Origin of the sequence: Bacillus sp. J14TS2, from assembly GCF_018333015.1 — a bacterium.
Classification (GTDB): Bacteria; Bacillota; Bacilli; order Bacillales; family Bacillaceae_C; genus Lederbergia.
Genome location: NZ_BORE01000016.1, coordinates 92,147 through 113,789, shown reverse-complemented (window position 1 = coordinate 113,789; position 21,643 = coordinate 92,147). Strand labels below are relative to the sequence as shown.

At 37.2% G+C, this 21,643-nt stretch carries 16 protein-coding genes and 1 other annotated feature; of the genes, 6 read left to right on the top strand and 10 right to left on the bottom strand.

From position 1 onward, the window contains the following. Nucleotides 1-73 precede the first annotated feature (73 nt). From KI375_RS21405 to KI375_RS21385, 5 genes are all read right to left on the bottom strand, one after another. Nucleotides 74-3,037, bottom strand: a complete 2,964-nt coding sequence (locus KI375_RS21405) for an ATP-binding protein (protein ID WP_212975433.1) — start codon at nucleotides 3,035-3,037, stop codon at nucleotides 74-76. Beyond that, the gene (locus KI375_RS21400) at nucleotides 3,034-4,287 is read right to left on the bottom strand and encodes a metallophosphoesterase family protein (RefSeq protein WP_212975432.1); all 1,254 of its coding nucleotides are present in this window, start codon (nucleotides 4,285-4,287) and stop codon (nucleotides 3,034-3,036) included. Before KI375_RS21400 ends, KI375_RS21405 begins: the two co-directional genes overlap by 4 nt. Nucleotides 4,288-4,373: 86 nt before the next feature. Continuing rightward, nucleotides 4,374-5,231 carry a Cof-type HAD-IIB family hydrolase gene (locus KI375_RS21395; protein ID WP_212975431.1) on the bottom strand — a complete coding sequence of 286 codons (858 nt, stop codon included), beginning with the start codon at nucleotides 5,229-5,231 and terminating at the stop codon, nucleotides 4,374-4,376. 357 nt (nucleotides 5,232-5,588) lie between these two features. Continuing rightward, nucleotides 5,589-5,945 (bottom strand): YlbF/YmcA family competence regulator, encoded by a 357-nt coding sequence (locus KI375_RS21390; protein ID WP_212975430.1) that lies wholly within the window; start codon nucleotides 5,943-5,945, stop codon nucleotides 5,589-5,591. A 35-nt stretch (nucleotides 5,946-5,980) separates the two neighbouring features. Then, complete coding sequence (locus tag KI375_RS21385) at nucleotides 5,981-7,120, bottom strand: DUF445 domain-containing protein (protein ID WP_212975429.1); 1,140 nt, start codon at nucleotides 7,118-7,120, stop codon at nucleotides 5,981-5,983. A 201-nt stretch (nucleotides 7,121-7,321) separates the two neighbouring features. Here KI375_RS21385 and KI375_RS21380 point away from each other — a divergent pair, with 201 nt between their 5' ends. From KI375_RS21380 to KI375_RS21360, 5 genes are all read left to right on the top strand, one after another. Beyond that, nucleotides 7,322-7,540, top strand: coding sequence for a DUF5342 family protein (locus KI375_RS21380; RefSeq protein ID WP_212975428.1), 219 nt, complete (start codon nucleotides 7,322-7,324; stop codon nucleotides 7,538-7,540). Nucleotides 7,541-7,610: 70 nt separating this feature from the next. Beyond that, nucleotides 7,611-7,802, top strand: a complete 192-nt coding sequence (locus KI375_RS21375; protein ID WP_212975427.1) for a hypothetical protein — start codon at nucleotides 7,611-7,613, stop codon at nucleotides 7,800-7,802. A gap of 69 nt (nucleotides 7,803-7,871) precedes the next feature. Continuing rightward, nucleotides 7,872-8,765, top strand: coding sequence for a helix-turn-helix domain-containing protein (locus KI375_RS21370; RefSeq protein ID WP_212975426.1), 894 nt, complete (start codon nucleotides 7,872-7,874; stop codon nucleotides 8,763-8,765). Between the two features lie 310 nt (nucleotides 8,766-9,075). Beyond that, nucleotides 9,076-10,176: an ABC transporter ATP-binding protein gene (locus tag KI375_RS21365; protein ID WP_212975425.1), complete on the top strand. Its 1,101-nt coding sequence runs from the start codon at nucleotides 9,076-9,078 to the stop codon at nucleotides 10,174-10,176. A gap of 284 nt (nucleotides 10,177-10,460) precedes the next feature. Further along, a complete protein-coding gene (locus KI375_RS21360; RefSeq protein ID WP_212975424.1) occupies nucleotides 10,461-10,673 on the top strand; it encodes an alpha/beta-type small acid-soluble spore protein in 213 nt (70 codons plus the stop codon). A gap of 81 nt (nucleotides 10,674-10,754) precedes the next feature. On the opposite strand, the gene fumC is transcribed toward KI375_RS21360, so the two are convergent. Further along, on the bottom strand, nucleotides 10,755-12,137 hold the full coding sequence (gene fumC / locus KI375_RS21355) for a class II fumarate hydratase (protein ID WP_212975423.1): 1,383 nt from the start codon (nucleotides 12,135-12,137) through the stop codon (nucleotides 10,755-10,757). A gap of 180 nt (nucleotides 12,138-12,317) precedes the next feature. Further along, nucleotides 12,318-14,387, bottom strand: a complete 2,070-nt coding sequence (locus tag KI375_RS21350) for a transglycosylase domain-containing protein (RefSeq protein ID WP_212975422.1) — start codon at nucleotides 14,385-14,387, stop codon at nucleotides 12,318-12,320. Between the two features lie 349 nt (nucleotides 14,388-14,736). Between KI375_RS21350 and KI375_RS21345 the strand changes: the two genes are divergently transcribed. Beyond that, entirely contained in the window at nucleotides 14,737-15,846 is a 1,110-nt protein-coding gene (locus KI375_RS21345; protein WP_212975421.1) for a sensor histidine kinase, read from the top strand. Between the two features lie 75 nt (nucleotides 15,847-15,921). Here KI375_RS21345 and KI375_RS21340 read toward each other — a convergent pair whose 3' ends face one another. The 3 genes from KI375_RS21340 to KI375_RS21330 form a co-directional block, all read right to left on the bottom strand. Next, nucleotides 15,922-16,065, bottom strand: coding sequence for a YjcZ family sporulation protein (locus KI375_RS21340; RefSeq protein ID WP_207450788.1), 144 nt, complete (start codon nucleotides 16,063-16,065; stop codon nucleotides 15,922-15,924). 272 nt (nucleotides 16,066-16,337) lie between these two features. Further along, nucleotides 16,338-18,689, bottom strand: a complete 2,352-nt coding sequence (locus tag KI375_RS21335) for a valine--tRNA ligase (protein WP_212975420.1) — start codon at nucleotides 18,687-18,689, stop codon at nucleotides 16,338-16,340. A 62-nt stretch (nucleotides 18,690-18,751) separates the two neighbouring features. Next, nucleotides 18,752-19,012: a binding site (T-box leader), on the bottom strand. A 295-nt stretch (nucleotides 19,013-19,307) separates the two neighbouring features. Continuing rightward, the gene (locus KI375_RS21330) at nucleotides 19,308-21,500 is read right to left on the bottom strand and encodes a DNA topoisomerase III (protein WP_212975419.1); all 2,193 of its coding nucleotides are present in this window, start codon (nucleotides 21,498-21,500) and stop codon (nucleotides 19,308-19,310) included. Between the last annotated feature and the right edge of the window lie 143 nt (nucleotides 21,501-21,643).

Genomic DNA, 21,643 nt, shown 5'->3' with positions numbered 1-21,643 from the left:
TAGAAGATCCTTTATCTCGCAGTGTCTTTTTTACCGGACTTTTTGAACATCCTCTATATGCTTCTTTCTAAAATTATATCATACTATGACTCTTGCCGCTTTTCGAACTTTGCTCATGATTGGTGGGTAGTATAAAGACATGATCGTTTGAAAATAATTCTCTTATATGTTCATGACAAGTAAATAATAGTACTTGATTATCTTTACTTATTGTTTGAATAAGTGTACAGATTTTTTTTGTGCGATTTTTATCAAAATTCACAAACCCATCATCAATTATAATCGGAAAGGGATAATCATCTTGAATCACAAAAACGAGAGCAAATCTTAAGGCGATGTATAATTGCTCCTTCGTTCCTTGGCTTAGCTCAGCAGGCTCCATTAATGTCCCATCTTTTCTTTCCACATATAATTGATCATTTTCTTGATAATATAATGAAAGATATTCCCCATCTGTCAAAAACGCAAAATATTCCTTTGCTTTCTGCACAACCTTTGGGAAGCGATCTAATATATAATTATTCATTGTTTTTTGTAGTAAGGAAATCGCCATATTCACCTTAGCCCAGTTCATTGCTTCATCCTGAAAAATCGACTGAGATTGATAGAAGCGATGTAGCTTTTCTGTATATGTCCCCCCTTCCTCCAACATAGCAATCTGATGATCAAGTGTAGCCACTTCTTGCCTAATATTTTCCAAACTTCTTTCGATCGCTTCGATCGACATTAAAAGCTGGGTATACTCTTGCTTTATTTCATCCTGTGAAGCATATAAGCTAAAATAATCTTTTATTGACTGATTGAGCTGATCTTGTAAAATATGTTGCCTGGCATGTAATTGGTGCATTTCCTCATTTTCTTTAGCTTTTGCGCGATATTGCTCTTCATCTGCTGTACCAGCTTTTTTCTGCAATTCGCTAAGGAGATCATGATATTCCTTATATTCACTTTCTAGGGCTATTCTTTCACTCTCTAACTCTTCTTTTTTTACTTTCCATTCATTTTGTCTAATTATTTTTTCTTCTTCCAATTTCAATTTCTGTTTGATAGAAAAAAGCGTTTCAGAAGGATCCTCTCTTGTGCAACCGGCTATACTTGCAATATGCTCCAGCTCTTGGAGCCAATTCATTTGCTTATCAAGCTTTTCTTGTAAATGACTCTTTAGCTTTTCGATGTTCTTCTTACGATCTTCTCTTTCCGATAATAAATCCATGGCGTCCTCTAAACGGAAATCTGGAAAGTCAATTGGCAATCCGAATGATCCCTTATAGCCTTGAATCTGCTCTTTATTTCTTGCTAAATAGGTTTTTATTTGTTGCTCTTGCCCCATTATGTCCTGCTTTGCCTGTTCTGTCTGTTCTACTATCTGGTACATTCTTTTCCATTCATTCCGCAATTCAACCTGCTCTTCGTATACCACTTTCGGGTGATAATTTTTTCCGCGTTTTTCCAATTCTGCCGTTAATTCCTGAATCTGTACAGATAGATGTTCATCTGAACTTGCCTTTCCTTTGTTAGCTAAAAAAATGATAAACAATAAATAGCCGCATACCGCTCCAGAAAATAAGCTTAAGAGCCATTGTGTTGATACAATAGCCCAGACAAAGAGCACAAAACTGAGAGAAAACAGCACGCCCTCCCCTATCCTTCTATATTTGCTTTGTTTTTTTTCTTTGTGAAGCTGCTGGCTATTACCGCTTTGTCTTTTCTTTTCATACAATTGTTCTTCTATTTCGATCCAAGCGTTTCTTTCCTTCTCCAGTTGCTTAAAATCAGTTTCTGACCACAAACTCTCTTCAATGCTTTGACATTGAGCTTCCATTTCCGCAAATTTAAACGAAGCTTTTTCCAATTGCTTTGTCAAATCTTCAGTTCGTAGTTGCAACTTGAGCTGTTCATTTAATTCTTCTCTTACCTGTTCTTTGACAGTAATACCTAACTCCAAGCTTTCTGCCTGTACGTGCAGACCTAAAGCTTGTTCTATTTCTGCTATTCTCCCCTTATTTTCTTCTATCTCCCGCTCATTTTCCGTTATATCTTCACGGTTTTGTAAAAACAGCGGCCATTCTTGAATAAGCTTATCTGCTCGATGCACAACCGTTTGAAAAGCCGAAGATGGTTTCGATTCAGAAAGAATTTGCTCGGTCTTCTCCAATTTTCCAACGATTGATTCTATTTGTGTGCGAAGAAAAATCTGTTTATCCAAATAGTTTTCATATCTTTTTAATCCATCTACAGGGAATTCGATCAATCCAAGTTCTTCCAAACGTTGGTCAATGCTACGATTCTCTTGTAAGATGGGCCATTTTTCCAATACTGTCGTCACATTCTGCACCGTATTAGCTTTCTCTTTTAATTCATTTTCGAGCTTATCCCGTTTTTGCTCTAACTGATCCTTTTTTAATAATAATGAATCATAATTTTTGTTTTGCTGTTTCGCTTTTTTAAGCTCTTGTTCAGATTCCTTTAATTGTTGAAGGAGTTGGTTTAATTTCGGTTTTCTTCCATTCGGCTTGAAAAGCTGTTCAGATTCCTTTTTTAGTTCTTCTTCTATAGAAAGGAGCTGATCTGTTCCAAATGTACCCGCTGCTAATAAATAGCGACCAATTTCTGTGCCCTGTAATCGTTGAACTTCTTGAATCCCCTTAAGATCAAAGGAAAACAAATTTTGGTACAGTGCTTTATTCATACCAGCTAATAAAGAAAGTAACTGCTCTTCCCCACCGATCGTACCGTCCTTAAATTGAATTCGAACCTCGCCACCAGCTTTCCCCTTTACTCGCTCGATTACTACATCCCCATCTGTCTTAGTTTCAACAACCAATCTTCCTCCATAGGCATGACTGTATTTTGGTTCATATCTTAATTGAGAAGACTGTTTCGAAGGAAAGCCAAATAAAATGCTATGGATAAAGGCCATGATCGTCGATTTTCCTGCTTCATTATGACCGTACACAACTTGCATTAAGCCAACGGAATTCCACGCAAATTCTGTAAATTTTCCATATCCATATATGTATAGGCTTTTTATCTTCATCTATTTTCCCTCACTTTCTTGACAGCAATCCGTTCACTTATTCGTTTCTGGGCCTCGACTAAAAGTTGCTCTTTTTTGTTGTCAGTTAATGGAGATAAATAGCGACTGGCATATACATGCGTATATAAGCTTGATAGCGAACCATCGATCTCTTCATGCGTATAATCTGAAATGGTTTGATTCATCAGGTTCCAAAAGATAGGGTCTGCAAATAAACCTTCATTAGTATGTTGCTTCTCAATGTTAATCTTATATGGCCAAATAAATGAATTTCCTATCTCAGTTTCCTCTTGAAGCATTTCTAAAAACTCTTCATTCTCGATCTTTTGCTGTATGACAGAAGAAAGTTGATCCGGATCTTTCAAATTAATTTCCAGTAATACGTCACATTTCACTTGATCAACTAGGCTTTTCATTTCCGATACACATTTCGTATACAATTCAGTAAAAGTTATCCCATCCTCACAAGGAATGTCTATACTTTCCCACTGAATTATAGATGTAGGAATCGACTGGAGACTCGTCTGTCCTTCAATATTCATGCAAACCCCATAACCTATTTTTTTCCCTTTTTCATTTTTATGGCGGCCTTGTGGGTTGCCCGGATACACAATATACGGGTCTTTATGTAAAATTTCGCTTTTATGTATATGACCCAATGCCCAATAATCCATATGCCTTTGTAGTAATTCTTGAATCGTAAACGGTGCATATGGTTGATGATCACTTCGGCTGCTTTCACATTGTCCATGTATGAGACCAATATGAAAATCAGCCTCCCCTTCTTTGATAAAATCAGAAGCTTTGCCTTCAATCACGTGTCTGGTTGGATAACTAAAACCATATAAATGAACGTTTAAACCCGTTTTTGTAGTAAAAGCAATACAGGAAACTTCTTCACTAAAGATATGTACATTCGAGGGCATATCTAAATGTAACCAAGTGCCTGCTAAATGATCATGATTTCCATGTGAAATGAAAGCATGGATGCCGGCCTGTTCTAGTTTCATCATTTGCTGCCTTAATCTTGCCTGTGCTTTAATACTCCTATCTTCACCATCAAATAAATCCCCTACAATGATAATAAAGTCAACACTTCTTTCAATGGCTGTATCAATTAATTTTTCAAAGGCCTCAAAAGTACTATTTTGGATTCGTTTAAAAAGATCCGTTGGTACATCTTTTAAACCGAGAAAGGGGCTGTCCAAATGCAGATCAGCTGTATGAATAAAGTGAATCTCATTTTTCATTGGGATCTTCCTCTCATAACGAATATATGTTCCATCATACAATAAATACGTAGAAAAAAACAGCGTATGGACACGCTGTTTTTCATTTATTTCATATTTTTCAAAAAGCCTAGACGATGTTGTTTACGGAAATGTTCCTTCACCATATACGCAACACCATTGTCTTCGTAGGATCTTGTGATCCAATTCGCCTCATTGCGTACTTCTATTGGTGCATTCCCCATTGCTACGCCAAGTCCTGCCCATTGAATCAGCGGCAAATCATCTACATCTGATCCAATTGCCACTACTTCTTCCCTTTTAATTCCATGATGCTCACATAAAAATTGAACCCCTTTTAATTTTGATACCATTACTGGAACAATGATTAAACGTAGAGGATTTGTTTTAATACACTCTACTTCATCATACATTTCTTCAATCACCTTGATTGCATCTTCTCGGTCATGTTTATGCTCAAATACAATTTCAATCATCGTTGGAGATATGGGATTCTGCTGGAAGGTTTCTCTCAAATCATCCACGTATTGCTCTGAATAAGCCAAACGATTAGGCTTTTGAAAAACGACTCTCGCCATTAGTTGATTCGGTAAACTCATCTTATTTCCCAGCAGACTTTCTTCATGAATGATGTTAATCTGGCAGGAAAATGATGCGAATAAATCAAGCATTTCTCCTGTAATGTTCTCTGTTATTCTTCTTACAAATACAGGTTTATCAATCTCTTTGCCAATAAAAGCGCCTTGATGAGCAATAATATGCTCTTCAATTTTTAATGATTTGGCTACTCTTTTTGCTGTGGGAAAATTTCTGGATGTTGTAAGAGCAATTTTAACATCTTTCTCTTTAGCATATGCAATGGCATCTTTCGTTACTTTATTTATACGGCCATTATCCTGCAATAAAGTGCCGTCAATATTTAAAGCTAGTAACTTATACATCATGCTGATACCCCCCTATTGTGCAGGTCCAACTCGTTCTACCATTATTTTATGCAGCCCTACACAAGTTAGAACCAACCCTAAACGAAGTATGAACAAAAGCGCAGGCGCCCGCCTATCGGCGACAAGCAAATAACCTGGGCCAAAGAAAGGCGTTCTTTACCTTTCATTGGCCCAGGTTATTTATGCAGAACATCGGCTAAGTTCGCGACGTCCTGTCGCTTCATCTGCACTAGTACATCCTGTACGTCGCAATGCCGATGGCACCTGGATCTGGACAACAACTGCCCAGACTTAAATTTTATGCTTGCTTATCTTTCAAAAAAAGAACCGCTTATCAAAAAGCGGTTCTTTTTTGCATTATTGTCCTTGGACAGCGCCATATAAATCATCAAGTGGCTTCATAATAATTTTATTCAACTCTTGAATCGCCATACTCATTCTTTGTTCTGCTTCCATTAATTTTGTTACTTTTTCATTCTGCTGCACTTGATTGGCAATCAATTGTGCTTGCTGGACTTCTTCTTCCGGAATATCTTGTCCATTCATCTGTTTTTGCTGAAGTTGCATTTGAACTTGCCGAAATGAATCAAACATTGATTTAGCCGTAGCATCATTTTCAACCGCTTCATACATATTCTTTAGTTCCACATATTCTTCACTTTCACGTAAAGATTTTTCAAGGTCATACGCGTGATCATATAAATTTGTTGCCATAAATAGAATCCCTCCTTCCCAAACAGTGTAACATACTAGGAAGTAATCATCACAATGATTCCTTGAATTAGGCCAATTGCACCACCAAGAATGGCACCCAAGTAGGTAATCATCGATAATTCCTTTTTCGCAATTGATAACACGAGTTCTTCAAGTTTTGCTAGTGAAAATTGTTCAATTTGTTCACGGACAATTTCTTCAACCTGGAATCTTTTCATCATTTCTTCTGTTCCTTGTACTAAATAGTTTCCTGCAGCATCTAATAGAAAGGGAACCCACTTTTGATCGATCTTTTCTTTAAATGGTGAAATCACCTCATGAATAGAAAGATGAAAGAACGTATCTAATGGAATGGCCTTATCTGCTAATTTTTCTAGATAATGTAATAATGGTTCATCTTGCCAATTCGGAAATAAATCCTCCATTGAATTTTGCTGTAATTTACTCCATTCTGCTTGTAAAATATTCGTAAGCATCTGTTTTGTATTGTCATTTTGTAGAAATTTAATCAGTTCTGGCTGAAGTCGATCGACCAATGATTGATTACCAACAAACATTTGAATCATCGTCCAAATTCGACCTCGATCTTGAAAAAACTCTTCGATCATTTTATTTATTTTTTCTTTTCCTTGTTCACTAGAAAAATAAATAGTCACTTTGTTCAGCACCTTCTCAGAAAGATCAGGAATTTTCTCTTGCATCTTGATCTCCCACTCTTCAGGTACGAGTTTAATGATTGGCTCATTACTGTATTTTCCCTTTAAGGATGTGTATTTTTGTTTCACTTTACTATGTAAATAGTCTCTCGCTTTTTGTTCTGCATTTTCGATCTGTAAAAAATGCAATAATTGTTCAACCGTCCATTTTTCGTTTAGCCAACTATGGATTTTATTGCTGACTAATGTTTCCATTTCATATTTAAATTTTGGTTCGGATAATTTTTCTTGTATACTTTGCGGGGTTACTAAATGATTCACGACTAATTTTCCTACTTGTGTAGCTAGCTCCTTTTGCCTTTTGGGAATCAATCCTGGTGTAAAAGGGAGCTGCCATTTTCCAATATAAATGGAACGGTGTGGACGAAAGAGCATTTGAATGGCCAAGTAATTTGTAAAACCACCAATAATTGCTCCAATGACAACCATAAATAATACCGTCCATATCCAATTTGACATTTAAATTCCTCCTGAGTAATGTAACTCTTATTTGTTTCTAATTTCTCTACGTTTCATGCAAAAGAAAGTTCCCTATCCTTTTAGAGATTGCTAAAAAAGTCCGGTTTGAACACAAACTTTTTAATATATAAAAGCGTTGTTCATGAATTTTTATTTAATGATTTACTTATATTTGATAAACTACTTAAGAGGTGAAGAAATATGTTTCAACATTTTCAAGTTCAAACCATTCTTCCTACTCAACAACATCTAGGTTGGAAATTCTCTTTTTTCTACAAACAAAGAAAAATTTCTGGTCTTTATCACCCCAACGGTCAAATTGATTGGGAAAGCCCATTAACCTTCTTAGAAAACAGAAATCTAATCGAAAAACAGGTTCATGATCTAATGCTCTTTCATATTTATGATCATGAACGTTAGGCTTACCAATATTTAAAGAGCATGTAATATCCATCCCGCCTCCATACTAAAACGGAAGGAGGCTGATGGTATGAATAAAAGAAAGAAGCAAAAACAATTTTTACCTGATACCGACTTTGAAGGTCGTCATAAATTATATATGGATGTCGACCGAATGGTCAATGAAGGAATGTCAGGTGGATCCGTTTTTATGAGAAAAGACTCCACCAATATTGAGGAAGCCGTGGACTTCTTTCCTGAAGAGGATCCTAAGGAGATATAATGAAGAAAGGGCTGACTTCATTGTCAGCTCCTTTTCTTTCTAGAAAAAGGCATGGTAAAGGAGCTTCATATGATAAAAAAATTATTACATTTATACCCTGATGCGATTACGAGTTTAAAACCTACTACCGATTCACAGCATATATGGTTAAAGGATGAACGCACTGATTCTTATATAGGGATTCCACATGCGCAATTAACAAAAGAAGAAATTACATTGCTTGCAACTCTTTTCCCATTAGGTCCTAGACAAGAATTAGTTCGGACTCCAATGGCGGAGAAATGGTATCAATTTTTGATCCATAATGGGAAAATTCCAGATTCCAAAGCAAAAAATATTCGTTTTATCCATTTTACCATTCCTAATATGCATGATGATTTTCAGTATAAGGAGTGGGAGGAAGCAACAAAAAGCCTCTTTTCTAACGAGATAATCTTTGTCCCTATCAGCCATCATCATGGCGTCATCATTGAAGATCATCCAAAGTTCTCCATAACAGAGGAAGATTTATCCTCTGCCATTGAGGCATTAGAAAGTGATTTTTTTATCAAAATTCATTTTTATCTTGGCTTTTTTCAGCCTATTCATCAGCAACTAAAACATCTGTTTGAATTAGAACAAAGATTGTTGGCTGTCTCATTATCGGATCAACCAGAAGAAAGAATTATGACACGAGAAAAAGTCATACCGAATTATTCATATCTTAATCTTCCCGAACACGAGCGTCCTATCCTATTTGCAGATGTTCACCAGATCTTATCAGATGATACTGACCTAACAAAAACGATCAAAACATATATTGAAAACCAAGCAAATGCTACTTCAACCGCCAAACAACTGTTTATGCATCGGAATAGCCTTCAATATCGAATTGACAAATTTATCGAGAAAACAGGCATCGATATCAAAACATTCCATGGCGCTTTCTTTACATACCTAGCCTGCCTCCATATGGACGCCTAGAGCCTAGAAAAGCGGAATGCGCTTGTTTAAAATCCTCCTCTCCCCAGATGGGCTGTGCTTCCCTTCTGGAGAGAGGGGGATTTAATAGAACAATGATTAAATGTTGTTGCATCGAGAGACTCGTATCCTGCCGTCTATAGCAACAACACGACAAAGAATGAGTCAAGGTTGACTTATCGTCTGCGGAGCTTTTTTCTATTAATGGGCATCTTGCCTAAAAAATGGATTGCGATTTTGTGCACCTTGTCCATAGCCTGCTGAAAGCGGATTCTGTACAATAAAAGTACATTAAATTTAGGGGGTTTTATCAATGGCTGAGTTACGTCTTGATGGTATTTATAAAGTTTATGATAATAAAGTCACAGCAGTATCTGATTTCAATCTTCATGTAGAAGATAAAGAATTTATCGTTTTCGTTGGACCTTCTGGTTGTGGTAAATCTACAACATTACGTATGATTGCTGGATTGGAAGAAATCTCACAAGGTGATTTCTACATTGATGATAAAAGAGTAAATGATGTCGCTCCTAAAGATCGCGATATTGCGATGGTATTCCAGAACTACGCTCTTTATCCACATATGACTGTATACGACAATATGGCATTTGGGTTGAAATTACGTAAAATGCCAAAGAAAGAAATCGAAGAACGTGTCAATAACGCGGCAAGAATTCTTGGTCTTGAAAGCTTCCTTGATCGTAAGCCGAAAGCACTTTCCGGTGGACAACGTCAGCGTGTCGCATTAGGACGTGCGATTGTACGGGATGCTAAAGTATTCCTAATGGACGAACCTTTGTCTAACTTGGATGCGAAACTCCGTGTTCAAATGCGTGCGGAAATTGCAAAATTGCACCAAAGACTACAAACAACAACAATCTATGTTACCCATGACCAAACAGAAGCGATGACAATGGCGACTAGAATTGTTGTTATGAAAGACGGAGTAATTCAACAAGTAGGTAGTCCGAAAGAAGTTTATGACAATCCAGACAATATCTTTGTTGGTGGATTTATCGGATCACCTGCAATGAACTTCTTCAACGGGAAACTTGAAGAGGATGGTTTCAAGATTGATGGTGGAGAAAAAGTAGCTGTGCCAGAAGGCAAAATGAAAATGCTTCGTGAACAAGGTTATGTAGGGAAAGCCTTTGTAATGGGTGTACGCCCTGAAGACCTCCATGATGAGCCTGCATTCATTGAAGCATCACCAAATACAAAAGTCACAATCAAAATTGATGTTTCTGAGCTTTTAGGAGCCGAAACAATGCTTTACTCTTCTATCGGTGAGCAAGAATTCGTGGCAAAAATTGATGCAAGAACGATTGCGGAACCAGGGCAATCCATGGAACTTGCTTTAGATATGAATAAAGTTCATTTCTTTGATACAGAGACTGAACTAAGAATTCGCTAAGCGAACAAGTAAAAAAACCTACCAATTTGAAAAAATTGGTAGGTTTTTTTACTTGTTTATAGAAAATAATATTCTTAAAGCAAAGCCATCTCTTAATCAAGGACAATAACCGGAAAAAATTCCCTCTACAATGTATGAATAATTTCTAAACAACAAAACATAATAAAAAGGACAAAGAGACTTTCTCGCTGGGTCTTACCTCAGTAGGACACCCATAAGTGTGCTGGTGCAATTCCAGCGGACCCAACCATATCATAATACACAACAAGGAGATGACAAAGGAAATGGCTAACAACAATTCTAACAACTCAAACCCAATCTTAGTACCAGGTGCTGAGCAAGCAATTAACTCAATGAAAGTTGAAATTGCACAAGAGTTTGGTGTAAACCTTGGAGCAGATACAACTTCTCGTGCTAATGGTTCTGTAGGTGGAGAAATCACAAAACGCCTAGTATCTATGGCTCAACAACAACTTGGCGGCGGCTATAACAGCTAATAAAATTAAATATAATGGCTAAAGCCCCCGGATCCCGGGGGCTTTCCTATTAGGGCCGATCTATGCGTTTACGCTTTTGGTTTATAGATTAACCATTTTGCTTGGGTCGATCCACTCATCATATTGTTCTGCTGTTAAATAACCTGTTTTAATCGCTGCTGCTTTTAATGTAGTCCCTTCTTTAAAGGCTAATTTAGCGATTTCAGCTGCTTTCTCATAGCCAATATAAGGATTTAATGCTGTTACTAACATAAGAGAGCGATTCACATTTTCCTCAATTACATCTAAATTAGGTTCTAATCCTACGATACAATTTTCGTCAAATGAAATCATACTATCTGCTAGAAGTCGAACAGACTGCAAGAAATTATAAATAATAACAGGTTTGAATACATTTAATTCAAAATTCCCCTGACTAGCCGCAAAGCCGATGGCTGCATCATTCCCCATTACTTGCGTTACAACCATTGTAATAGCTTCGCTTTGTGTAGGATTTACTTTTCCAGGCATAATGGAGCTACCTGGTTCATTTGCTGGGATTGACAGTTCACCAATTCCACTACGAGGTCCACTCGCCAACCACCGAACGTCATTGGCAATCTTCATTAAATCAGCTGCTAATCCTTTAACGGCACCGTGTACAAATACAATTTCATCATGACTCGTCAATGCATGAAATTTATTATCTGATGAAACAAAAGAATAATTTGTTTGTTTGCTAAGTTGCTCAGCCACTAGATTTCCAAATGCTGGATCTGCATTAATCCCTGTTCCTACCGCAGTACCACCGATTGCAAGCTGCAGCAAATGCTCCACACTTTCCTTTATCATCTTTCCGCTTTTTTCTAACATCGCACGCCAACCACTAATTTCTTGGCCTAATGTTAAAGGGGTTGCATCTTGTAGATGGGTACGTCCAATTTTAATAATCTCCATATACGCTTGCTCTTTTTTCTGTAAGGTTGATGTAAGTTGATGGAGAGCTGGTATCAATAATTCATGGACCTCTTGATAAGCTGCCACATGCATGGCTGTTGGAAATGTATCATTGGAACTTTGCGACATATTGACATCATCATTAGGGTGAACGGTTTCTTCTGCCCCTTGCTCTGCTAATAATTCGTTCGCACGTCTAGCAACCACTTCGTTCACGTTCATATTCGACTGGGTTCCGCTTCCAGTCTGCCACACAACTAGTGGGAAATGTTCGTCGAATTTCCCCTCAAGTACTTCGTCACAAGCCTGGCTGATTGCTGCCTTTTTTGTGGAAGAAAGCTTACCTAATTGATGATTCGCAATCGCTGCTGCCTTCTTAAGATGAGAAAAGGCTTTAATAACTTCCATAGAAACCTTTTCAGTACCAATTTTAAAGTTCTGTTTACTTCTTTGCGTTTGGGCACCCCAATACTTGTCATTTTGTACTCTAATTTCTCCTATTGTATCTTTCTCAATCCGATAATCCATATGTATAGCCTCCTATAATCTTTCATCATCATCTCTATTTTCTCATAATCAACGTAATTTTTCATCTCCCTGCCTTCATATTTATCAATTAACCGAAATTCTCGTGACATCAGTCATAAAATATAAAAGGTGATCCAATCATCGAAAGTTCGTCTGATCAGATCACCCTTTAAGAATAGTTTATTCTAATTGTTTAAGTTTGTCTTTTATTTTATCCTCTATTTCATTCCATTTTCCTTTTCCTTTATCCCATCTCTCCATCCACTTTTCTGCTTCTTTTGACATTTTATCATCAAAATCTTTTAATTTATCTTTAATAGAACGGTTATCCTTTTGATTTTGTTCTTCTATATGTTGATTGATCGATTTTGTTGCAAAATCATCATTTTCAATATGTGAAAGACTATTCGCCATTATACTGCGGAATATAGGTGTGACCACATCACCACTTGAACCTTTTAAATAATGTTGTTCGTCGGTATAATCATATCCTAGCCACACTGCCCCGACTAAATTTGGTGTATAACCGACAAACCACTGGTCCTTTGTTCCGTTTTGATCATAAGATACCTGTGTTGAACCTGTCTTTCCTGCTAGCTTGTAGTCATCTATTTTGGCTTTTTGTCCTGTACCGGAATCAATAACATTCAGTAACATTGAAGTCATCTCTTCTGCTGTAGAAGAATCCATTACTCGAGTTTTTTTCGGATGTACCTCGACTTCTACATTCCCTGTGGGACCCACAATCTTTGTAATAATATGACTTTGGACCCGCTGGCCTCCATTGGCAAAAGCTGAATAAGCTTCAGCCATTTGCTTTGGTGAATAGCCTGTATCTGTGCCTCCAAGAGCCAGACTCAAATTCTTATCTTTTTCTGAAACAGAAAGTCCGAACTTTTGCAATGCTTCACTGCTCTTTTCTATTCCAAGCTCATTTAGTAACCAAACGGCGGGAACATTTAAAGAATCCTCCACAGCCTGATACATTGGAACTTCCCCTGCATACTGATGGTTTGCATTTTTTGGTTGATAACCATCAAAGGAAAGTGACTCTTCATCCTTTAAAATTGAATAAGCCGTGTAGCCAGCTTCCAAAGCAGGTGTATAGACAGCTAAAGGCTTGATAGCAGATCCTGGTTGTGCTGTTAATTGAGTCGCACGATTATATCCACGAAAAGTATGCTCTCCTCGTCCACCTACTAATCCTCTAATTCCTCCAGTTTTTGGATCAAGTAAAACAGCACCACTCTGAGCTAAAGTTCCATCGCTGCTAACTGGAAATAGATCATCGTTCGCATAAACATTTTCTAATGATGATTGCAGATTTTGATCCATTTGTGTATAAATTTTATACCCTCTTGTTAGAATTTCATCTTGAGTAAGTCCGTATCGATAAATAGCTTCATTTAACACCGCATCAACATAATAAGGATATTTTCCTTTTAACGGATCCTCCCCCTGATTATTCAATACGATTTTCTCATTTATCGCCTGATTCATTTCTTCTTCGGTAATTACACCATATTTTTCCATCTGTCTTAGAACAATATCGCGTCGCTCTAATGATGCTTCCATGTTTTTATATGGATCTAATGCGGATGGACGGTTGATAATCCCTGCTAACATGGCAGCTTCACTAATCGTTATATTCCCTACATCTTTACCAAAATACGTTTTAGAGGCATTTTGAACTCCCCAACCACCACTTCCAAAAAACACTTGGTTCATATACATTTCTAAAATTTCGTCTTTTGTAAAAGACTTTTCTAACTTTACAGCAAGAAAAATTTCCTCAATCTTTCGTTTATATGTTCTTTCAGGTGACAAAAGCGCAACCTTCGTTAATTGCTGTGTAATTGTGCTTCCACCTGCTGTAATTCTGCCTGCTTTTAAATTCGAGAAAAAAGCTCGCATAATTCCTTTGACATCGAAACCGTTATGCTCACGAAAACGATGGTCTTCAATCGAGATGATCGCTTCCTGTAAATGCTCTGGAACTTTGTCTATAGAGACACCTTCCATCCTATTTGCAGAGATCTTACTTGCTTCATCCTCATCTTTATCATAAATAATGGTGGATTGAGATAACCCTTGTTTTAAAGCTTCCACATTTGTTGTACTAGCGATCCACGCAAAATATCCCAAACCAAGTAAAACCACTAAGGATATCGTTAAGATTAATATCTGATTTAAATGCGCTTTTTTCCAAAATCTTTTGATAGCCTGCATGATTGTTGTGATTAATTTCATAGCAATTTCACCACTTTTTCAAGATCATTAATCCAAATACACTATAATACTTTTATACAAGATAATCCACAATTTCTTACTTATTCCTACATAATTTTACTACATTATTAGTGATCCTGCTGTTCTTTATTGAGAATGAATATAAAAGATTGTATGATAATATATATAAAGTGAAACTTGAATCAGTGGGGATTTTCGTCATTTCCCACTGATTTCAGAAGATCAAAGGATAAATTAAGTGATTTTTAGGTCCTATGATCGAATTTCATCGTATCATTGGAAACTATTGGAAATTACAGAAGGATATTTATTGTCAATGCAGAACTTATAATAGAGAAGAGGTGAGAAAATGAGCCAAATAAAAGAAGACGTTTTATCCTCTATACAACTGGAGAAGAAGATTGTTTTGGCACATTGGAAAGAAAAACTTCTCAAGTCACCAGATAAAGTTTTTAATGAATGGATGGAAACTCATATAAAGTTAATGCTTGATATCTTCCTAAGTGCCTTTACATTATCCGAGATTGAAAAAGATGAATATCTGCAAGAAAAAGCTAAAGAACTTTCAGAGCATGTTATCTATAAACCGAGTATTGTCCATTTTTTGGTACAGAATATTACGAGCTTAAAAACAGAATTGACAGCCATTATGTATAAGCTCCCCATTCAAGAAGAAAGTCATTTTAGATTTTATTATAAACTGTCTTCCATTATTGATACATTTATATTTTATTTGTTGAAACATCTAGCAGAATCGGAAAACTCTTTACATGCAGCTAAAAAGGACCATGAAGATCGCTTAACACTTTTAGGACAAATGACAGCAAGCTTTGTCCATGAATTTCGTAATCCTTTAACAACGGTAGATGGCTTTGTGCAATTACTTCGTTCTGATCGACCAGATCTTCCCTATTTAGATATTATCCAAGATGAATTAAGCGATTTAAAGGTAAAAATTACTCAATTTCTCATGCTTTCTAAGAAAGAAAAAACGAATCAAAAAAAGGAGATTTTTTCCTTATCTGATCAATTTGATCAAATCCTTTCCTTCATTTATCCAAAAATTTTAGAGTCTAATGTGCAACTAGATACAAATTTTAATGGGGCATTATACATAAATGGATATGCTGAAGAAATCAAACAAGTCCTTATTAATATTATTTTTAACGCTATAGAGGCGATGTCTCACCAAGTTCCCAAACCAATTATAAAAATATCGGGCTATCAAGAGCAACATCAAAATTTTATAAAAATTGCAAATTCAGGTCCAAAAATACCCGGAAATATCGTTGAAACCATCTTTGATCCTTTTTTCACTACCAAGGATTCTGGAACAGGGTTAGGGCTTTATGTATGTAAAGAAATTATTGACAAGCATCATGGTCATTTACTTTGCTCATCTGATGAAGATTGGACAGTCTTTACTGTTATTCTGCCTGCTTGGCAAGATCAAAATTAAGTGGAGAGAAGATTCTCTCCACTTTCCTGTTTCACAAACATAAAAGAAATACAGCTTTTACCTAATCATTACCTTCTATAACCAAGCTGCTCCAACGATAATCAACAGGATAAATAGTACTACGATCAACGCAAAGCCACCGCCGTAGCCGAAACCACCACCAGCTCCGCCAGCATATCCGCCGTAGCCGCCACAGCCGCCACCACATCCGAAGCCCATATTCTCACCTCCAGGTCAGAATTAAAGGGTGAATGATCACCCTTGCACCATATACTATTCAAAAGTTCTAAAAAATGTATGGACACTGAAAATCTTTTTTATTTTTATCAGTATTTATTTTGCTAAGCTCTTAACGGTAATCACTTGTCTTAGCAGAAAAATCTCGGGTCGCGCGCACTGGGGTAACAAAAACATTGTATGGAGGGACCAGATAATTACTTGAGTCCACTTTAATCTTTCTAATAGGAAATGATTTGCCTTTAGCAGCACAATTACTTAGAGATATACTGTATCACCTTAGCGTTAGAACAGGCTTTCAAATCTTTTTCGGTCTGCTTAAACCACTCTAAATGTTTAGACACAGTTCTAATTTCGATAACATCGATCTCAGCCCGAATCGATAAATTTTTATCCGATTTATTCTTCCGCATAGCGGATATCACTTCTTTAATCGTTTCTCCAAACTCTAGAAAATCATCGTTTAAGTGCTCATTTTTTTCCCATTTCAAAAGATGAACGGATGCAGTTTTTTCATGCTGTTTGAAAAATTGCTGATATATATATTCGGTGATATGCGGAATATATACAGCATACATTTTCAGGATATTCAGCAATGAATAATAAAGCGCATACTGACCTGAACGCCTTTCAACATATCCATGAAGCTCGGGCTTATATAATCTGGACTTGACGATTTCTATATAATTATCGCAAAAGTCTTTCCAGAACAATTCATCCAATTCGTGTCTTGCCGATCCGATTTCATATTCATTCAACCATACGGTAGCCTTTTTAATCGTTTCATTCGTACGTTCGACTATCCATCTATCCACCGGCAATAGCTGAGGTTTCTCCGATAAATCAATGTCTTGCAAATGAGAAATGGCAAACTTGGAAGCATTCCACAGCTTCGTAATAAACCGTTTGGCAATCGTAAGCTCGTCGATAGCAAAAAAGGTATCGGTTCCGAGACGCGCGTTGGCTGACCAATAGCGCAAAACATCTGCAGAATGAGCGGCAACTAGCGCTTCTGGTTCCATCTCAGAATTTTCTTTTGACTTGCTGATCTTTTCTCCCTTCTTAGCGAGAACAAATCCATTTATCATTAAGTCTTTCCATGGAATATCTCCTGTATGATACAGGCTTCTTACGATAGTATAAAAAGTCCATGTCCGTATGATTTCATGTGCATGCGTTCTCATACCCATTGGAGTTAGCTTAAGACCAAACCTCTCATGGATCTGCGGCGTTAGCGATGACGTTGCCCATGTGTCGAATACGGCACTTTCGGGAGTAAATTCCTTGCATCCGCAGTCACATGTACCCTTGTATGGGGTTTCGAGCGGATTGACGGGAAGCTGTTCGGCTTTTGCGAAGCTAGCTTTTCCGCAATGATTGCAATACCAAACTGGAAAAGGAACGCCGAAATAGCGTTGACGAGAAATACACCAGTCCCACTTCAAATTTTCAACCCATGCAATATAGCGATTTTTCATGTAGGCGGGATACCAATTTATTTGGTTTGCTGCATCCAGAAACCGCTCTTTTTCAGATAGAATATCGATATACCATTGCCTTGACGGGATGATTTCGATTTCTTTTCTGCAGCGTTCATGAATTGCAACAGCGTGTATTATATTCTCGGATTTCTGCAGCAGATTGGATTCATCAAGCAATCGAATGATCTCTTTTCTGGCGGCATGGACCGTAAGTTCGCCGATAAAGGGAACATCCTTATCAAGAGTACCGTCCGCCAAAATTACCTTGCGATATGGCAGAGCGTGTTCAGCATACCACTTGGCATCGGAGCTATCACCGAATGTTGCGCACATAACAACGCCGGTGCCTTTATCTATTCCAACCGTATCATCCGCCAGTATCGGCACTTCATAGTCGTAAAGCGGTATCTGAGCATTTTTCCCAATATATGATGTATATCGTTCGTCATCAGGATGAACGAATAAACAAACGCATCCATATAATAGTTCAGGGCGTGTTGTTGCAACATAAAGCGGATTTCCTTCAACCATAAAGGGAATATAGATAAAGGTCGATTCATTATCAGCTGTATCAAGCTCGGCCTGAGCGATAGAAGTTTGACATTCGGTACACCAAAGCACAGGAGATTCTTTCACATATGTCTTTTCTTTTTGGACAAGCTCTAGAAATAATAACTGTGATATTTTTCTAACGTCATCGTTTATCGTTTCATATTGCGTGGACCAATCAACCGAAAATCCCATTGTTCTCCAGAATTTTTTAAATTCTGTTTCATAATTTTTAGTTGTCTGTTTGCATTTATTAATAAATGCACTCCGGGAGAAATCTTTTGCACGTATACCTTCGTCGCGTTCAACCAAACGTTCGGTCGGTAATCCATTATCATCAAAGCCAAAGGGATAAAATACATTATAGCCCTGCATTCTGCGAAACCGTGCAATCATTTCAGCCTGTGTGTAAGAGAACAAGTGCCCGACATGCATGTTTCCACTAACTGTCGGCGGCGGAGTGTCAATCGAGTATATCTCCCCTTGTGCATCTGGATCGAACTTGTAAATTTGTTCTTCTTCCCAAAATTCCTGCATTTGTTTTTCTATCTGAGCAAAATTATAGCGCTTTTCCATTTGAATACCTCCAAAATTAGTGATTGAACACAATAAAAAACGCCCCAAAGCAATTTCCATTGCTCTGGGGCGAACATTGCGTCCGTGGTACCACCCAAATTCAGAGAATATTCTCTGCACTCTACCGATGCGGGATAGTTCATAAATATCCGATATCGTTTTCCTGTGACGGCGGAAATCCCGTTGAAGTCTACTAAGAAATATCTTTCCGTTCGGTTCACAGCTCAGAGGCTACTTCCATACTATCTTCACGAAGGTTTACACCATCCACCTTCTCTCTATGCATCAGATAAGTATGTACTCCTCCTCGTCAATGCCTTTATTGTATTCAATTTCCATTATTATACACTAAAGCAAAAAAAAATCAACGACTACCATAAAAATGTCAGCAGAAAGCGTCCGCCTGCAGCGGAAATCAACGGTGTATAGGCTCTCACGTTGTGTTTACAGGTTTTATTACAATTTATCCCGCATTAACTGGCTGTAAAACCCCCACTGATTGAACTTTCACTTTGTATTGAACAGAATAGTTTTTTACAAAGTAAAATTCCAAAGTGTTTCCATTACTTAAAGTTTTAAAAAACGAGCCGACAGTTGAGAACCGCCAGCTCAAATCAATTAAGAATCTATTTTTAATCCTTTCAACGCTTCTGCTAATGCATTGTTTATTGGTTCAGCTTCTTTTTGTTGTTCCTTCATGTATTTTTGGACACTACGCTTATCCATTTTTCCACTACCTTCTTTTTTACGTCTCGCTTCAAAAGCAGATAGTTTCTCGCGATATCCACATTTACATGCGAAAATTTGGCCTTTACCTTCACCACGAAGTTCCATTTTCTTTTTACATTGAGGGCAGCGTGCATTGGTTAAGCGTGAAACATTTTTTTTATAACCACATTCACGATCTTGGCAGACAAGCATTTTTCCTTTCTTACCGTTTACTTCAAGCATTGGCTTTCCACAGTCCGGGCATGCTTTTGTTGAAATATTGTCGTGTTTGTACTTTCTACTACTTGCTTTAATTTCAGCAACAATTTCTTTTGTATGTCCTTTCATTTCATTTATAAAAACATCCTTTTTGAGTCTACCTTTAGCAATCATCTCAAGTTTTTGTTCCCACTCAGCAGTTGTCGCTGGCGACTTTAATTCTTCTGGTACTAAATCCAGTAGCTGACGACCTTTAGAAGTGATAAAGATTTCTTTTCCACCACGTTTTTCGATTAGGAATGAATTGAATAATTTATCAATAATATCAGCTCGAGTGGCAACAGTACCAAGTCCACCAGTTGATTTTAACGTATTTACTAGTTCCTTATTGTTTGTCTCCATGTACTTTGTGGGATTTTCCATGGCTGATAGTAAAGTAGCCTCTGTAAAACGTGCAGGGGGAGTTGTTTGGCCAGCCGTTTGAGCGATCAACTTTGTATTTAATACATAATCCTTTACAAGACGAGGTAATAATTGCTCTTTTACATCATCCGTTGCTTCTTCATCATCGAATCGGTTTCCGTACACTTCTTTCCAACCAGCATTAGATACCGTTTTTCCTTTGGCAATGAATTTTTCATCACCAATTTTTGCTTGCACTATTAATTGTTCATATTCAAAAGCCGGGAATAATACGGCTAAGAAACGCTTTACAACAAGGTCATATATTTTACGTTCTTTATCTGTAAATGCTGAGAAATTCACATAACCTTCGGTTGGAATGATAGCATGATGATCATTTACTTTCCCATCATCTACAAAGGCTTTTGATGCTTTTATTGGCTTTGCTAGTATTTTATAAGCAAGTGGACGATATTCATTTACACCACACGCTTTTAAACGCTCTGGAAGCGTACTAACAATGTCTGAAGATAAATAACGTGAGTCAGTACGAGGATATGTTAACACTTTATGTTGCTCGTACAGTTTTTGCATGATATTTAGCGTTTCTTTAGCTGAATAACCAAAGATTTTATTTGCATCACGTTGTAACTCCGTTAAATCGTATAGAGCAGGTGAAAATGTTTTTTTGGCTTTCCGGTCAATGGAAACAACAGTTGCATCTTTACCTTCAAGTGATTTAACGATTGCATCAACTTTTGCTTTATTAAAGCTGCGACTATTTCCTTTTGCATCTTGCCACGTTAATTTAAGCCCATCTGTTTGAGCTTCAATTCCATAATACGTTTGCGGTTTGAAATTCTTTATTTCTTCTTCTCGTGCTTCAACCATTGCTACTGTTGGTGTTTGCACACGTCCACAGTTTAATTGTGCATTATATTTTGTTGTTAAGGCACGAGTTGCATTTAACCCTATATACCAATCTGCCTCCGAACGCGCTACTGCTGAAGCATACAGGTTTTCATAGGCTTTACCAGGCTTTAAGTTATTAAATCCATCTTTTATTGCTTTGTCTGTTACAGAGGAAATCCACAGACGTTTGATAGGCTTATGAACTTTTGCTTTTTTAATTATCCAACGTGCAACTAGTTCTCCTTCTCTCCCTGCATCAGTAGCCACAATTATTTCATTCACATCACTGCGATTTAGCTGTGCTTTTGCAGCATTAAACTGCTTTCCGGTTTGTTTCATAATAACTAATTTCATGGGTTCTGGAAGCATAGGAAGATCTTCTAAATTCCATTTCTTATATTTAACATCATATATTTCAGGATCTGCTAAAGTTACTAAATGCCCTAGCGCCCAAGTAACGATATATTTGTTGCCTTCTAGAAATCCATTTCCTTTTTTAGTACACTTCAATACATTTGCTATATCGCGTGCAACGGAGGGTTTCTCAGCAATTACTACACTTTTTGCCATTTTTTCGAACTCCTTTACTAACTATGTACAATCTAATATAACATAGTTTTAAGGAGAAAATGTGTTTCTATATTTGACTAAAGCTTAATCCATTTATAAATTGACGTAGAAGATATTTCATATTGACTTCAAAATACACTGAG

Bases quoted from the DNA above. Each gene is read 5' to 3' on its own strand.
- KI375_RS21395 (WP_212975431.1), bottom strand. From the start codon at position 5,231: ATGATGTATAAGTTACTAGCTTTAAATATTGACGGCACTTTATTGCAG.
- KI375_RS21385 (WP_212975429.1), bottom strand. From the start codon at position 7,120: ATGTCAAATTGGATATGGACGGTATTATTTATGGTTGTCATTGGAGCA.
- KI375_RS21400 (WP_212975432.1), bottom strand. From the start codon at position 4,287: ATGAAAAATGAGATTCACTTTATTCATACAGCTGATCTGCATTTGGAC.
- KI375_RS21330 (WP_212975419.1), bottom strand. From the start codon at position 21,500: ATGGCAAAAAGTGTAGTAATTGCTGAGAAACCCTCCGTTGCACGCGAT.
- KI375_RS21370 (WP_212975426.1), top strand. From the start codon at position 7,872: ATGATAAAAAAATTATTACATTTATACCCTGATGCGATTACGAGTTTA.
- KI375_RS21365 (WP_212975425.1), top strand. From the start codon at position 9,076: ATGGCTGAGTTACGTCTTGATGGTATTTATAAAGTTTATGATAATAAA.
- KI375_RS21345 (WP_212975421.1), top strand. From the start codon at position 14,737: ATGAGCCAAATAAAAGAAGACGTTTTATCCTCTATACAACTGGAGAAG.
- fumC (WP_212975423.1), bottom strand. From the start codon at position 12,137: ATGGATTATCGGATTGAGAAAGATACAATAGGAGAAATTAGAGTACAA.
- KI375_RS21375 (WP_212975427.1), top strand. From the start codon at position 7,611: ATGAATAAAAGAAAGAAGCAAAAACAATTTTTACCTGATACCGACTTT.
- KI375_RS21335 (WP_212975420.1), bottom strand. From the start codon at position 18,689: ATGGAAAAGCGCTATAATTTTGCTCAGATAGAAAAACAAATGCAGGAA.
- KI375_RS21340 (WP_207450788.1), bottom strand. From the start codon at position 16,065: ATGGGCTTCGGATGTGGTGGCGGCTGTGGCGGCTACGGCGGATATGCT.
- KI375_RS21390 (WP_212975430.1), bottom strand. From the start codon at position 5,945: ATGGCAACAAATTTATATGATCACGCGTATGACCTTGAAAAATCTTTA.
- KI375_RS21350 (WP_212975422.1), bottom strand. From the start codon at position 14,387: ATGAAATTAATCACAACAATCATGCAGGCTATCAAAAGATTTTGGAAA.
- KI375_RS21360 (WP_212975424.1), top strand. From the start codon at position 10,461: ATGGCTAACAACAATTCTAACAACTCAAACCCAATCTTAGTACCAGGT.
- KI375_RS21405 (WP_212975433.1), bottom strand. From the start codon at position 3,037: ATGAAGATAAAAAGCCTATACATATATGGATATGGAAAATTTACAGAA.
- KI375_RS21380 (WP_212975428.1), top strand. From the start codon at position 7,322: ATGTTTCAACATTTTCAAGTTCAAACCATTCTTCCTACTCAACAACAT.